Genomic DNA, 13,940 nt, shown 5'->3' with positions numbered 1-13,940 from the left:
CACCGCCACCGCCCCCGCCGACCACTCCGCCGCCCACCACGCCCCCGCCGACGACGCCCCCGCCCACCACGCCCCCGCCGTCGGCAGGTTGCCGGGTCCAGCACGCCGACCCGGCCGTTCGTCGTCCATCGGGCCCGCCGTTCGTCGTCCACCGGCCCGGCCGCTCGTCGTCCACCGGCCCGGCCGCTCGTCGTCCACCCGGCAGGCGGGCGCGGTGGCGCGTCAGGCGTTCGGGCGTCGGGGGCCGGACCGCGGGCGGTCGACGCCACTGCGGCGACGCCGTCGAAAATCACGAATTCAGCGGAGATTGTCGTCAATGAAACGATCGACTCCGGGCACTGTTCGGAGGTTCGGCGCGTAGCGCGGATTATCCGAACAGAGACGTACAAGTCTCTCATCATCCCCACAACCCAATAACCACCGAACAACTAGACGTATTTGAATCCTTGCGTTCGGCACACGGCATTGTTAGCCTCATACGCACCCCACTCCACATTGGGGTAAAGGAATTCAGCCCCGGATCGCGCGAACTCGTACCGAACAGACCTCGCACCGATATTTGGGAAAATCATGAGCACAATGCGGCCAGGGCAATGACGGCTGCCCCCAGCCAGGAAACAAAACCCGCAAATAGCCCCCACCGGGGCCGCGATTTCCGCCTCTACTGGATCGCCGGCGCAATCGACCAACTCGGGTCGCAGGCGTCCGGGATCGTTCTTCCACTGGTCACCCTGGCCGTGACCGGCTCACCGGCGGCGGCCGGACTGGTCGGCGCCCTCGCCCTCGCCGGGCGGCTCGTCGCCGCTCCGGTGGCGGGGGTGCTGGCCGACCGGCTGCCGCGTAAACGCATGATGGTCAGCTCGCTGCTGGTCGCCGCCGCCGCGATGTCGACGATCTTCGTCGTACTGGTGGCCGACGTGGCGACCCTCGGCCTGCTGGCCGCCGCCGCGTTCGTCGAGGGGATCGCGCAGAGCGGCTACGAGGCGGCCGGCTCCGGTGCCATCCGCCGCCTGCTGCCGGACGACGACCAGAAGGCACTGTCGCGGTTGGAGGCCCGCAACCACGCCGCCCGGCTCACCGGCCCGTTGTTGGGCGGGGTGCTCTACCAGCTCGCCCGCTGGCTGCCGTTCCTGGCGGACACGCTGTCCTACCTGCTCGCGGCAGCTCTCGTCGCCACCATCCGGACCGACCTGACACCCGAACGCGCCGAGCGCACCTCGTTCCGCACCGACCTGCGCGTCGGGCTGCGCTTCGTGTGGCGGCAGCCGTTCCTGCGGTTCGTCACGATCTGGGCGGCCGGCATCAACTTCACCTTCGGCGCCCTCGTCTACTACGCCATCCTGACCGCCGGTCGGCAGGGTGCCCCCGCGGCGTCGATCGGCCTGATCCTCACCATCGCCAGCGTCGGTGGCCTGAGCGGCGCACTGGCCGCTCCGATGATCTTCAGCCGGGTACGGCCGACGACCGTCATCGTGTTCGCCTCGTGGGCCATGGTCGGCCTCGTCGTCGCGATGTCCCAGGCCCGGCAGACCTGGAGCTACGGGCTGTTGTTCGGGTTGGTCTTCCTGCTCAGCCCGCTGCTCGGGGTCATCTTCCAGTCCCGGGTGATCGCGTTGACGCCCGACGAGCTCCAGGGTCGGGTGGCGACCGTGATGGGCACCGTCGGCGAGGCGCTCCAGACGCCCGCGCCGCTGCTCGCCGGGGTGCTGGTGGCCTGGTACAGCCCGGGCACCGTCGCCCTGGTCTTCGCCGCCGCGCTGGCGCTGCTGGCCACGTACACCACCGTCAGCCTGCGCCAGCTCCGCGCCGGCGCCGGTGCGACGGCCGGCACCGACCCCGACCCGACCGACGACACCGACCCGACCGACGGCACCGACCCCGGCCCGGCCGCCGGTGCCGGGGCCGCCCCCGACCCCGAGGAGGCCCGCCGATGAGTCGTGGTCACCGGCTGTTCTATCCGGCGCTGCCGGTCGTCGCCGAGCACGCACCGCACCGGGCGGTCTACGTCGGTGACGCCGGGGGGCGCTGCGAGATCCTCGCCTGGGACCGGCTCGCCGGCACCGCCCGGCAGGTGACCGACCGGGCGGCCGGCACGATCCGGGCGGCGCTCGACCCGACCGGGTCCACCATCTGGTGGTTCGACGACGATCTCGGCGGCGTCGGCACCTGGCGGACGTGCGACTTCGACCAGCCCGACCGGTCCGTCGCGGCGCTGCCGTCGGTGCCGCCGGCCCGCCACGCCGGCATCGCCATGGCCACCGACGGCACCACCGCGATCGGCCTGTCCGACGACGGCGGGATGACCCTGTTCCTGCGCACCGGCGACGGCCGGGTGAGCGAACGGACCCACGTCACCGGCTACGCCTACCTGGTCGATCTCGATCCGGCCGGGCGGCTCGCCGTGATCGGCGCCGATGCCGCCACCGACGCGGCGGTCACGGTGGTCACCACCGACGGCGTCCGGGTGGCCGGCATCGCCGGTTGCGCCGACGGGCGGGTGTGGGCCCTCGGTTTCGCCCCCGGCTCCGGCCCGGCCCGGCTGCTGCTGGTGATCGAGGACGAGGGCGGCTACCTCCCGGCGACCTGGACCGAGGAGGAAGGTCTGGTCCGGCACGACTGGTGCCGCTTCGACACCGAGGTCACCGCCGGCTGGTTCCCGGACGGGCGGCGGCTGCTCGTCCGGCAGGACCGGCACGCCCGCAGCCTGCTGCACGAGGTGGACCTCGCCGGGCGGACCCGGTCGGTCGTCGACACCCCCACCGGCAGCATCCTGGACGCCGCGGTGTGGCCCGACGGGGACGTCGCCTACGTGTGGACCGACTCGGTGACCCCACCCCAGCTGCGTTCCGTGCGTGGGGTGCAGCTGCCGGAGCACCCCGGCGGTCAGCCCGACGTGGGCGGGCCGGACCCCGTCGCGACGCCGGTGGAGCACCGCCGCGAGGAGATCCGGGTGCCGGGCCCCGGTGGGCCGATCCCCGCGCTGGTCGCCCTGCCGGCCGACCGGGAGGGACCGAGACCGGCCGTCTTCCTGGTCCACGGCGGGCCCTTCCAGCACGCCCGCGACGCCTACGACCCGCTGGTCGAGATCCTGGTCAGCACCGGCTGCGCGGTGGTCCGGGTCAACTACCGGGGCTCCAGCGGGTACGGCGCGGCCTGGCGCAACGACTTCTCCGCCGGGGTCGGCCTCACCCAGTTGGCGGATCTCGCCGCGGTCCGGGCCCACCTGGTCGCCGAGGGTGTCGTCGAGGACCGGCGCACCGCCCTGTGGGGAACGTCGTGGGGCGGCTACCTGACCCTGCTCGCGCTCGGCCGGCAACCGGAGCTGTGGCGGCTCGGGATCGCGATCAGCCCCGTCGCCGACTACGTCGCCGCCTTCGAGGCGGCCACTCCGGCGGTACGGGCGCTGGACGTGCTGCTGTTCGGCGGCACCCCCGACGAGGTGCCGCAGCGGTACGCCCGGTCCTCCCCGATCACCTACGTCGACCAAGTCCGGGCCCCGGTGCTGCTGGCCGTCTCCACGGGTGACGTGCGCTGCCCGCCGGCACCGGTGGAGCGCTACGCGCGGCTGTTGGCCGAGCGCCGCATTCCCCACCAGGTGGTCCGGCGGCGGGCCGGTCACGAGGACTTCGACGCGCAGAGCCACCTGGCTCTGATGCAGACCGTGCTGCTGTTCATGCAGCGGCACTTCGACGGCGTGCGGGACGAAGGCACACCGGTGGCGCTCGCGATGGCGCGACCGGCGGGCTGACCCCGGCACGTGACCCGATCCCCTCGATAACGGAAAGGAGGTGAACGACATGCGCAAGAACGTTGTCGAGAACGACCCGATCAACGGCAACCGCGACCAGCTCCGGGCCTCGAACGTCACGGTCACGGTCACGGTCAAGGTCAGCTTCTAGCGGCCGTACGGGGTGGGGCCACCCGCCCGGGCAGGTGGCCCCACCCCGTATCCGTCATCCGGTCCGAACAGCTCACGAGAGAGGAGAGGTTACGTGCGGGTCATGCTGGTCAATATGCCATGGACTTCCATCGACGTCCCTTCGTTGGCGATTGGAATCCTCACCAACAGCGTCCGGCAGAAAATGCCGGACGCCGAAGTGGAGGCCGTCCACGCGAATCTCGACTTCGTCGACTGGGTGGTCGACCGGACCGAGTTCGGATTGAGCGACTACTACTACTATTCGCTGTTCACCTATTTCGCGGGCTGTGGTGACTGGGTCTTCTCCTCGGCCCTGTACGACGATCCCCAATGGCGGGTGCAGGAGTTCACCGACCGGGTCCGGACCCAGATGACCGAGCGGGAACTCGCGCTCAACCTGGAGCTGCACCGGCTGGCCCCGGAGTTCGTCGCGGAACTGGCCGACCGGATCGTCGCCCAGGCACCGGACGTGGTCGGCTTCACCTCCACGTTCCAGCAGAACGCCGCCGCCCTCGCCACCGCCCGGGCGATCAAGAAGCGGTCACCCGGCATCCGTACGGTCATGGGCGGCGCGAACTGCGACGGTGAGCAGGGTGCCGCGATCCACCGCAACTTCTCGTTCGTCGACTTCGTGGTCCGGGGTGAGGGCGAGACCGCGTTCCCCCGGCTGCTCGCCGCGCTCGACCCGGCCCGGTCGGCGGCCGGCGGGGCGGAGCCGGCGGGCGGGCTCGCCGACATCGAAGGGCTGTGCTGGGGCGGCCCGGACGGCCTGTCCGTGGCGAATCCGATGAGCACCACACCCCTGCCCCCGGCCGAGATCGTCGCCCCGGACTACGCGGGCTACTTCGAGCGGTTGGCCGCGTCCCGGGCGCAGCACTGGGTCGAGCCCCGGCTGGTCGTCGAGGGCGCCCGGGGCTGCTGGTGGGGCGAGAAGCACCACTGCACGTTCTGCGGCCTCAACGGATCGTTCATGCAGTTCCGCAGCAAGCACCCGGGCAGGTTCTACGACGAGATCATCGAGCTGGTCGAGCGGCACCAGGTCCTGGACATGTTCGTCGTGGACAACATCCTCGACATGAGTTACGTGACCTCGCTGCTGCCCCGGCTCACCGAATCCGACTACGACCTGCGGTTGCAGTACGAGATCAAGTCGAACATGAAGGGCCCGCAGGTGCAGGCGCTGGCCGACGCCGGTCTGGTCAGCGTGCAGCCCGGCATCGAGAGCCTCAACAGCCGGGTGCTCAAGCTGATGGACAAGGGGGTCAGCGGCTGCCTCAACATCCGGATGCTGCGTGACGCCGAGACCAGCGGGATCACCATCGCCTGGAACTACCTGTACGGGTTCCCCGGCGAGACCGAAGACGACTACCTGCCGGTGATCGCGCAGATGCCGGCGCTGCACCACCTGTGCCCGGCCGACGGGAGCACCCGCATCGCCATCGAGCGGTTCAGCCCCTTCTTCGTCCGCCCCGAACTCGGCTTCACCGACCTGCGGCCGGCGGCGCAGTACCGGCTGATCTACGACCTGCCCGAGTCGGAGCTGATGGACCTGGCGTACCTGTTCGACGTACCCCCGCAGGGCATCGGCGGCGAGACGGCCGACCGGCTCGACCGGGCGGTCACGCAGTGGCAGCACGAGTACGCCCGCAGCCGGCTCACCCACCACGACCTCGGCGACGAGATCGTGCTGGTCAGCCGACGCAGGCACTTCGACTGGCACGTCCTGCGGCTGACCGACCCGGTGGAGGTGGCCGTGTTCCGGCAGCTCGACCAGCCGCACAGCGTCAGCGCGCTGGCCCGGCGGCTGTCGGTCGACGAGCCGGTCCTTACGGCGTTGCTGTGGCGCTGGCGCGGTCTCGGCCTGGTCTACGAGGACGCCGGGCAGTTCATCCAGATCGCCCCGCAGGCCATGAACCAGGATCTCCTGCGCATCGACCACCTGCACCTGGAACGCGAAGCCGCCGAGACCAGGGCCGCCGCCGAGGCGGGCGAGCCGGCCGCGCTCAGCGCGGTCTGAGGGGAGGGAACGTGTCCACCACCGACGCCGGTCTGCGGCCCATCCTGGTCGGTCTCGCCCGGGACCACGACCCGGCCGTCCTGTCCATCCCCGGCATGACCATCGGTCCGGCCGAGCTGCGTGAGCCGGCCGCCGACGCGGTCGCCCGCTGGCGTTCTGCGGGGGTCCGTCGGGTCGACCTTCCCGACGCGGTGGACCTGACGGTCACCGGGGACGACGCGACGGCCGTCGACACGGTCCGCCGGCTGGTGCTGGTCCGGGAGCTGACCAGCCACGGTATCGCCGTGGACTGGCGGCTGCGGCTGCCCGGCGTCGAGGCCGACGAGTGGCTCCCGTACAGCCACCTGCGGGCGCCGGTCGAGCTGCTCCCCGCGCCGGGGGGCGAGGGCGACCCGGTCGCACAGCTCGACGCCTGGGTAAAGGGTTTCTACTTCGACAAGTGCACCTACCGTCGGGGCCCGGGGTTCGTCCAGGTGCGGGACCGCCGCTCCGGTCGGTTGAACCTGCTGACCATCGACGATCCGGCCTACCTGACGGTGCTCGACCAGTTGCTGGACGGTGCCGCCGTCACCGGGGTCGACCTCTCCATCGCCCGGGACTTCGGCGGGGAGGGCCTGGTCACGAAGATCGGCGAGCTGCTGGTGTGGCTGCCGCACCGGCTGCGCCGCTGGCCCCTGCCGTCGATGGTGATCTGACCGCCCGGCGCCGGCCGCGTCACCGACCGCCCGTCCACCCGCCCGCGACCCCGGGCCGGGTGGGCGGGCGGTCTCGCGTTCGCCCCGGCTGGTGGTTCCCGAAAGTTTCGGGTATACAGGGGAGGTGGCCCCGTTGAGGTCGAATTAATACCTGCCCTCCGCGGGCCCATCTCGGTGACAGCCGACGTCAACCCGTCGAAATCCGCCCCGCGTCCGGCCGCCGCCCGGAACGATGTTTCGGGAAGATTTCCGAAACTTGTTGACAGGTGGAGCATCGACACCCTACCGTCGCCATCGACGGCACTCGATGCTGTCGACACCACCCACCGCGACCCGTCCCCCCCGGTTCTGCTGGACGACCGGCCCACCACCGCGTGGTGACACCCACCGCATGGCCGGCTGCCGTACCTGGCCACGGACAGTCCACCGGGTCGTACCGCGTCGCTGGCGTCCGCCAGCTGTCACGAGGAGGAACACGTACATGAGCGACACCTCGACCCGACCGCGAAGGAGCGGTCGCCTGCGGCTGCTGCTCAGCGCCGCGTGCGCCGCGGCGCTCGCCGTCACCGGCACGTTCATCGCCTCGCCCAACGCGTACGCGGAGAACGACCGGACCCTCACCTCCAACCTCACCGGCACGCACAACGGCTACTTCTTCTCGTTCTGGAAGGACAGCGGCAACGCCAGCATGACGCTGCGCGCCGACGGCCGCTACAGCAGCAGTTGGGACCGCAGCACCAACAACTGGGTCGGCGGAAAGGGCTGGGCCACCGGCACCCGGCGGACGGTCAGCTACTCGGGCAGCTACAACCCGGGCAACAACAACACCTACCTGGCCCTGTACGGCTGGACCCGCAACCCGCTCATCGAGTACTACGTGGTGGAGAACTTCGGCAGCTACAACCCGAGCAGCGGCGCCACCCGGATGGGCACGGTGACCACCGACGGCGGCACCTACGACATCCTGCGCAGCCTGCGGGTCAACGCCCCGTCGATCGACGGCAACCAGACGTTCTACCAGTACTGGAGCGTCCGGCAGCAGAAGCGCAGCAGCGGCACCATCACCACCGCCAACCACTTCGACGCCTGGGCCCGCGCCGGCCTGAACCTCGGCACCAACCACAGCTACCAGATCATGGCGACCGAGGGTTACCAGAGCCAGGGCAGCTCCGACATCACCGTCCGCGAGGGTGGCGGCAGCAACCCCACCCCCACCAGCGGGCCGACCGGCAACCCGACCACCCCGCCCGCCGGCGGCAACTGCACCGCGGTGCTCTCGGCCGCCGAGCAGTGGGGTGACCGGTTCAACCTCAACGTCGCGGTCAGCGGCACCAGCAACTGGGTGGTCAGCCTCGGGCTGAACGGCGGCCAGAGCATCCAGAACAGTTGGAACGCCTCGGTCAGCGGCACCACCGGCACCGTCACCGCCAGGCCGAACGGCAACGGCAACAACTTCGGCATCACCATCATGGCGAACGGCAACTGGACCTGGCCCACGGTCAGCTGTCGAACGGCCTGACCCCGACCAGTTCCTGAGCGCACGCGACGGCGGGCGGCCCCGGTGCCACCGGGGCCGCCCGCCTGGTGCGTCAGGTGTGGCTGGTCAGCCGCGTATCCACTGCTGGTTGGTGCCGCCGTTGCAGGTCCAGAGCTGGACGGCGGAGCCGTTGGCGGTGGCCCCGCCGTTGATGTCCAGGCACAGCCCCGAGGCGACCCCGACGATGGTGCCGTCGGCGTTGAGCCGCCACTGCTGGTTGGTGCCACCGGTGCAGCTCCAGATCCGGGCCCGGGTCCCGGATGCGGCGCTCGGCACGTCGAGGCACTTGTTGCCGTAGATGGTGAGCTGGTTGGTGGAGCTGAGCGACCAGCGCTGGTTGGCGCCGCCGTTGCAGTCCCAGATCTGCACCACCGCGCCGTCGGTCTGGCTGGCCCCGTTGACGTCCAGGCACCGGTTCGAACCCGCGCCCCGGATCTCACCCGTCGGGGTTCCGGGGCTGCCGACGGCGGTCACCGAGAGGTTGTCGAACTGGGCGGTGACGCCCTGGCCGGTGCCGTACCCGATCTGGCCGGCGACCCAGGTGGAGTCGGTGGCCGTGCCGACGGTGGTGCCGTCGATGGCGGCGGTCAGGGTGCTGCCGTTGAGCGTGAACGACAGGTTGTGCCACCGCCCGGTGCCCAGCGCCGAGGTGTTTCCGCTGGCCAGGGTGCGCCAGTTGCCGCTGGTGTTGTTGCTGCGGATCGACCAGGCCCCGCCGTCGGTGACCCGGAAGTAGTACCCGTTCATGTTCTGCGGGCCCTGGTGGTTGTAGGTGTTGCCGCGCCCGATGAGCTGCGCGTAGCCGGACTTCTCCAGCAGCACGTCGGAGGAGACCGTGTAGTTGCGCCAGGTCAGGTCGCCCAGCAGGGTGTACGGCTCGGCCTGCCCGGAGGTCCAGTAGATCGGGGCCTGCTCGGACATCTGGCGCACGCACTGCCCGGTGCGGCCGGCGGCACACCCGACGACCTCGAACGAGCCCTGCTGGTCCATCAGGTACCGCGCCTCGCGGCCGGTGGCGTACGAGTCGAAGGTGTCGGCGTACGGCAGCTTCAGGTTGCCCTGCGCCGGGCTGGTCGCGGTGCCCTTGCCCTGCCCGTTGGTGGTGGTGATGCTGTAGACGTAGCCGGGCTGGACGGTGAGCGAGAAGCGCCCGCCGTTCGGGGTGATGTCGCTGCCCCGCACGAAGTGGTCGGCGGTGTTGTTGGAGCGCACGTTCGTCGACCAGACCCGTACCGTGCCGGTGGACAGGCCGCCGGCGACGGTGAAGTCGAGGGTCTGCGCGCCACCGGCGTCCATCGTCTCGACGATGGTGCTGTAGTCGCTGTTGTTGGTGGACTTCAGCGAGACGTAGCTGCCGTTGTTGCGGTTGCCGCCGATGTACCCGCTCGACGCGTCGAGGTAGCGCCAGCCCGGTGCGGTGAACTGGGTGGTCTGCGCCATCACCCAGGCGTTCTTGCCGATCGAGTAGGCGCCGGACCAGGGCTGCTGGGCCACCGCCACGCCCGTCGTCGCCCACGGGATGTTCGGGGTGATGGCGGCGATGACCGGCCAGTTGATGTAGCCGGTCATCTTGCCGTCGAGGTAGCCCCGGTTGATGCCGCGGGCGAGCGCCTGCGCACCCGCGTTGTAGTCGTCGGAGCCGTTCTCGCTGGCCCACAGGGACTTGCCGGTGGACACGGCGTTGTTGGAGCTGGGGCAGTTGGTCTGGGCGCTGCGGTAGCCGCAGACGTAGTGGCTGCCGAAGACCTGCACGGCGTTGCCGAAGGCCGGGTCGCGCAGCGAGTCGTCGGCCGCGCCCCAGCCGAAGTCGTCCGAGGCGACGATCTTGACGCTGCTGTAGCCACGGGCGTTGAGGGTGGAGCGCAGGTTCTTGTACCAGGTGGTGTTGTAGCCCTTCTCGTTCCACCCGCCCAGGTAGTTGATGGTCAGCCCGTGGGTGCCCGCGCAGTCCAGCCAGGCCACCAGGTAGTCGATGGAGTCGGTGGACCAGAAGTTGCCGTTGCCGATCCAGCCCGGCGCACCCCAGGCCAGGCCGACCAGGGCGATGTTGGGGTTACGGGTACGAGCCTGCTCCATCAGCCACCACTCGTAGCCCCGGTTGCAGTTGATGCTGCCCCGGGTGTGCTCGTGGCTGGGCTCGGCGCCGGAGGTGGAGTTGGTGTCGCCGCCGATCTCCACCTTCATCAGCTGCATCGCCGCGCCGTAGCCCGGCTTGAACAGGTAGTCCAGGATGTCGCTGCGCTGCGGCTCGGGGTAGTCGACCAGCAGCCGGCTGTTGCCACCGCCGCCGCTGACCGCGCCGATGCCGTCCAGCGCCCGCCCGCCGGACCCGCCGTTGATCGTGATGGCGGTCGCCGCCTGTGCGGGTGCGGCGAAGCCGGTCAGCACCGCCGCCGCCGTCACCACCACTCCCAGCACCGATGCGGTCAACTGACGCGGACGCCACGCGCTGCGCCCCGGTCTGCGGCGTGGCTCGCCGTCGTGTCGACGGCTGCGTGCACTGAACATGTGACTCGCCTCCCCAGCCGGTCTCCGACCTCGAAGCGGTACGGCACACGTCGAACTGTCGCACCCCGCGCAGCACGGAAATCGGCGAACATCAATGATAAAGACGTCGTATGTTAGGCACCGCAGCGCTTACCGGTCAACGTCCTGTTCGGAGGGAAATAGTCCATACTCACCCGCACCGCACCCACCTGGGAATCCCGAATAGATCAGATGTATGGACTCTGCTGTGACGGGTGGGAAAACGGGACACGCCGCCGACCCGGACGCCACCGGATCGACGGCGGTACGGGTCGGCGGCGCGGCATCGGCGCTTCCGGTTCAGCCGGTCCTACAGGACCAGCTGCGCCGGGGTCGACCGGTGGGTGGTGGTGCCGTCACCCAACTGCCCGGACATGTTGTTGCCCCAGCACCACAGGCCACCGTCGGTGCGGACGCCGCAGCTGTGGTAGCTGACGCCCAGGTTCTGCGTCCAGGTGGTCGCGGTGCCGACCCGGACCGGGGCGGACCGGTGGGTGGTGGTGCCGTCACCCAACTGCCCGAACCCGTTGTTGCCCCAGCACCACAGGCCACCGTCGGTACGCAGCGCGCACGACGAGTCGACGCTCGCCACGACCCCGGTCCAGGTGGTGGCGGTGCCGACCTGGATCGGACTGGTCTGGACACCGGTGCCGCCACCCACCTGGCCGTACCCGTTCTCGCCCCAGCACCACAGCGTGCCACCGGACTGCACCGCGCAGGTGTGCGCGTGGCCGGCCGTCACGCCGGTCCACGTGCTCGCGGTGCCCACCTGCGCCGGGGTCGCCCGGTAACCCAGGATGCCGACACCGAGCTGCCCGTCCGTGCTGTCACCCCAGCACCACAGCGTGCCGCCGGTCTGCACGGCACAGCTGTGCGCGTAGCCGGTGGTGACGCTGGCCCAGGTGGTCCCCGTACCCACCTGCACCGGGCTGGTGGCCCGCGACGGGGAGGTGCCGACGCCCAGCTGCGCGTTGCGGTTCAGGCCCCAGCACCACAGGGTGCCGGTGGTCTGGACGGCACAGGTGTGGTTGGCACCGGCGCTGACGCCGGCCCAGGTGGTGGCGGTGCCGACCTGCACCGGGGTGCTCCGGCTCGTGGTGGTCCCGTCACCGAGCTGCCCGCTGTAGTTGCCGCCCCAGCACCACAGCGTGCCGTCGGTGCGGATCGCGCAGTTGTGGCTGGTGCCCGCGTCGACCCGCGACCAGGTGGTGGCGGTGCCGACCTGCACCGGGCCGGTCCGGTTGGTGGTGGTCCCGTCACCGAGCTTGCCACCGTAGTTGTCACCCCAGCACCAGAGCGTCCCGTCGGTACGGATCGCACAGGTGTGCAGGTCACCCGCAGTGACCTGGGCGACCGGCGCGGCGGCGAACGCCGCGTTCGTCGCGACCCCCCCGACGCCCGCGACGGCGGCACCCGCCGAGAAGCCCACCGCGAGCGCGGCCACCCCGAGGGACACCGCCGCCGCGGTGACCGTGCTGCGGGCCGCTCGCCGCCATCGGGCCCACAGACGACTGTTCTGTCGTTGCTCCATGCTCTGTTCTCCCCAGAAAAACGTCGATTCGTGCACGATGAGGGCAGCGTCGCCCCGGCGGGCCTCCATCGGCCCACCGCGTACAGCAGTGACCCTATGCATTGAATGCGATCAATGCGAGATCCCACCGGGGTTACGCTCGGTCTACCGCCGCCCTCCGTCGACGTCCGCCGGGCTCAGCTCCGGCTCCACCGCTGGCCGGCGGCGCCGTTGCAGTCCCAGATCTGGGTACGCGTGCCGTTGGCCGTACCGTTGCCGACCACGTCCAGGCAGCGGCCCGAGCCGACGGCGGTGATCGTGCCGTCGGCGTTGAACCGCCAGCGCTGGTTGGCCTGGCCGTTGCAGTCCCAGATGATCACCGAGCTGCCGTTGGCGGTGGCCGCGCCGTTGACGTCCAGGCACTTGCCGCCGAAGACCCGCAGCTCCTGGGCGGCCGTCGAGGTCCAGCTCTGGTTGGCCTGCCCGTGGCAGTCCCAGATGATCGCCGCCGCGCCGTTGGTCTGCGTACCACCGTTGACGTCCAGGCAGCGCCCGGAGGACGAGTTGCGCACCGCGCCCGTGCCGGACGGCGGCGGGGTGGTCGGGTTGCCGGTCGGCGTCACCGTCGGGGTCGGCGTCGGGGTGGTGCTGTCGAACTGGGTGAAGAACCGCCACACCTCACCCTTGGTCCAGGTCCGGGCACCGCTGTCGCCGCCACCGTCGACCGGGCCGGGGGTGTGCCCGCCGTCGAACGCCGCCCACACCACCGGGTAGCCGGAGCGGCAGCCCGAGTAGGTGGTGGTGATGTGGGTCAGGCTCCCGGCGCGCGGCTCGGGCGGGCTCTGCGCCGTACACCCGTTGTTGCGCACGAAGGTGTCCCGCAGGGACCGGCCGGCCGAGACGTTGAGCACCGGGTCCCCGATGCCGTGGATGCCCATGTAGGCGATCGGCTGGCCGCCGCCGCTGCACCCGCTGAGCTGCCCGCCGGAGTAGACCGCGACGGCCCGGAAGACGTTCGCCCGGGAGCAGGCCAGCGAGTAGCTCATCCCGCCGCCGTAGCTGAAGCCCAGCGCGAACAACTGCGTCGTGTCGACGCACAGGTCGTTCTCGATCAGCCGGACCATGTCGTCGACGAAGGTGACGTCCTGGCCGCCGGGGTTGGCCCAGCCGTTGCCGTTGCCCTGGGGGGCCACGAAGATGGTGCTGTTGTTCGCCTGCTGGCGCAGCCCGTAGTAGGACCAGGCGGCCCCGTCCGACCCGCCCCCGTCGACGTCGTTGGCGGTGCCGCCGTTCCAGTGGAAGCCGAAGATCAACCGGTACTGGTGGTTGCGGTCGTAGTTGTCGGGGATCCGGAGGATGAAGCTGCGGTTCTGGCCGCTGCTCTGGATCGACCGTTGGCCGCTGGTCAGGGTGGGGGCCTTGCCGCACCCGGCGGTCGCCGCCGCCGCCGAGACGTCGGCGGCGGCGGCCGTGGTGGTGAGGCCACCGGCGAGTGCCGTCGCGCCGACGGTCACGACGAGGGCCGCCGCCGCCGCTAGGGAACCAAGGATGGGTCTGCGCCTGGTCATGATGGGGCTCCTGCCACTCAGCCTGCACTGCTTCAGGTATGTAGTCGACGGCGATCCCGACGTGTCGCGCCCGACCGATCCCGCTGACCGCACCCGCCAAGGACGGAACACCGGAAGACACTCGATGCGCTCACCGCGCCGGCTGGCTCATCGCCGCGGCTGCCAGCC

At 70.7% G+C, this 13,940-nt stretch carries 8 protein-coding genes; 5 read left to right on the top strand and 3 right to left on the bottom strand.

The features are described 5' to 3' along the window. The first annotated feature begins 593 nt into the window (after nt 1-593). The 5 genes from AB0K25_RS13110 (at nt 594) to AB0K25_RS13090 (ending at nt 8,150) form a co-directional block, all read left to right on the top strand. The gene (locus AB0K25_RS13110; RefSeq protein WP_363820223.1) at nt 594-1,934 is read left to right on the top strand and encodes an MFS transporter; all 1,341 of its coding nucleotides are present in this window, start codon (nt 594-596) and stop codon (nt 1,932-1,934) included. Beyond that, complete coding sequence (locus tag AB0K25_RS13105; protein ID WP_219467947.1) at nt 1,931-3,748, top strand: prolyl oligopeptidase family serine peptidase; 1,818 nt, start codon at nt 1,931-1,933, stop codon at nt 3,746-3,748. Before AB0K25_RS13110 ends, AB0K25_RS13105 begins: the two co-directional genes overlap by 4 nt. Before the next feature lie 253 nt (nt 3,749-4,001). Next, nucleotides 4,002-5,936, top strand: a complete 1,935-nt coding sequence (locus tag AB0K25_RS13100; protein ID WP_357534880.1) for a RiPP maturation radical SAM C-methyltransferase — start codon at nt 4,002-4,004, stop codon at nt 5,934-5,936. An 11-nt stretch (nt 5,937-5,947) separates the two neighbouring features. Further along, nucleotides 5,948-6,631 (top strand): DUF5825 family protein, encoded by a 684-nt coding sequence (locus AB0K25_RS13095; RefSeq protein ID WP_219467941.1) that lies wholly within the window; start codon nt 5,948-5,950, stop codon nt 6,629-6,631. A 481-nt stretch (nt 6,632-7,112) separates the two neighbouring features. After that, a complete protein-coding gene (locus AB0K25_RS13090; RefSeq protein WP_219467937.1) occupies nt 7,113-8,150 on the top strand; it encodes a glycoside hydrolase family 11 protein in 1,038 nt (345 codons plus the stop codon). Between the two features lie 84 nt (nt 8,151-8,234). Here AB0K25_RS13090 and AB0K25_RS13085 read toward each other — a convergent pair whose 3' ends face one another. From AB0K25_RS13085 to AB0K25_RS13075, 3 genes are all read right to left on the bottom strand, one after another. Further along, nucleotides 8,235-10,676 (bottom strand): ricin-type beta-trefoil lectin domain protein, encoded by a 2,442-nt coding sequence (locus AB0K25_RS13085; RefSeq protein ID WP_363820220.1) that lies wholly within the window; start codon nt 10,674-10,676, stop codon nt 8,235-8,237. Nucleotides 10,677-11,004: 328 nt separating this feature from the next. Beyond that, nucleotides 11,005-12,225: a hypothetical protein gene (locus AB0K25_RS13080; RefSeq protein ID WP_357534712.1), complete on the bottom strand. Its 1,221-nt coding sequence runs from the start codon at nt 12,223-12,225 to the stop codon at nt 11,005-11,007. A 176-nt stretch (nt 12,226-12,401) separates the two neighbouring features. Continuing rightward, nucleotides 12,402-13,772: a ricin-type beta-trefoil lectin domain protein gene (locus tag AB0K25_RS13075; protein WP_219467931.1), complete on the bottom strand. Its 1,371-nt coding sequence runs from the start codon at nt 13,770-13,772 to the stop codon at nt 12,402-12,404. Between the last annotated feature and the right edge of the window lie 168 nt (nt 13,773-13,940).

Origin of the sequence: Micromonospora sp. NPDC049257, from assembly GCF_040678915.1 — a bacterium.
GTDB classification, from domain to species: Bacteria; Actinomycetota; Actinomycetes; order Mycobacteriales; family Micromonosporaceae; genus Micromonospora; species Micromonospora antibiotica.
This window is presented reverse-complemented; position numbering and strand designations above follow the sequence as displayed.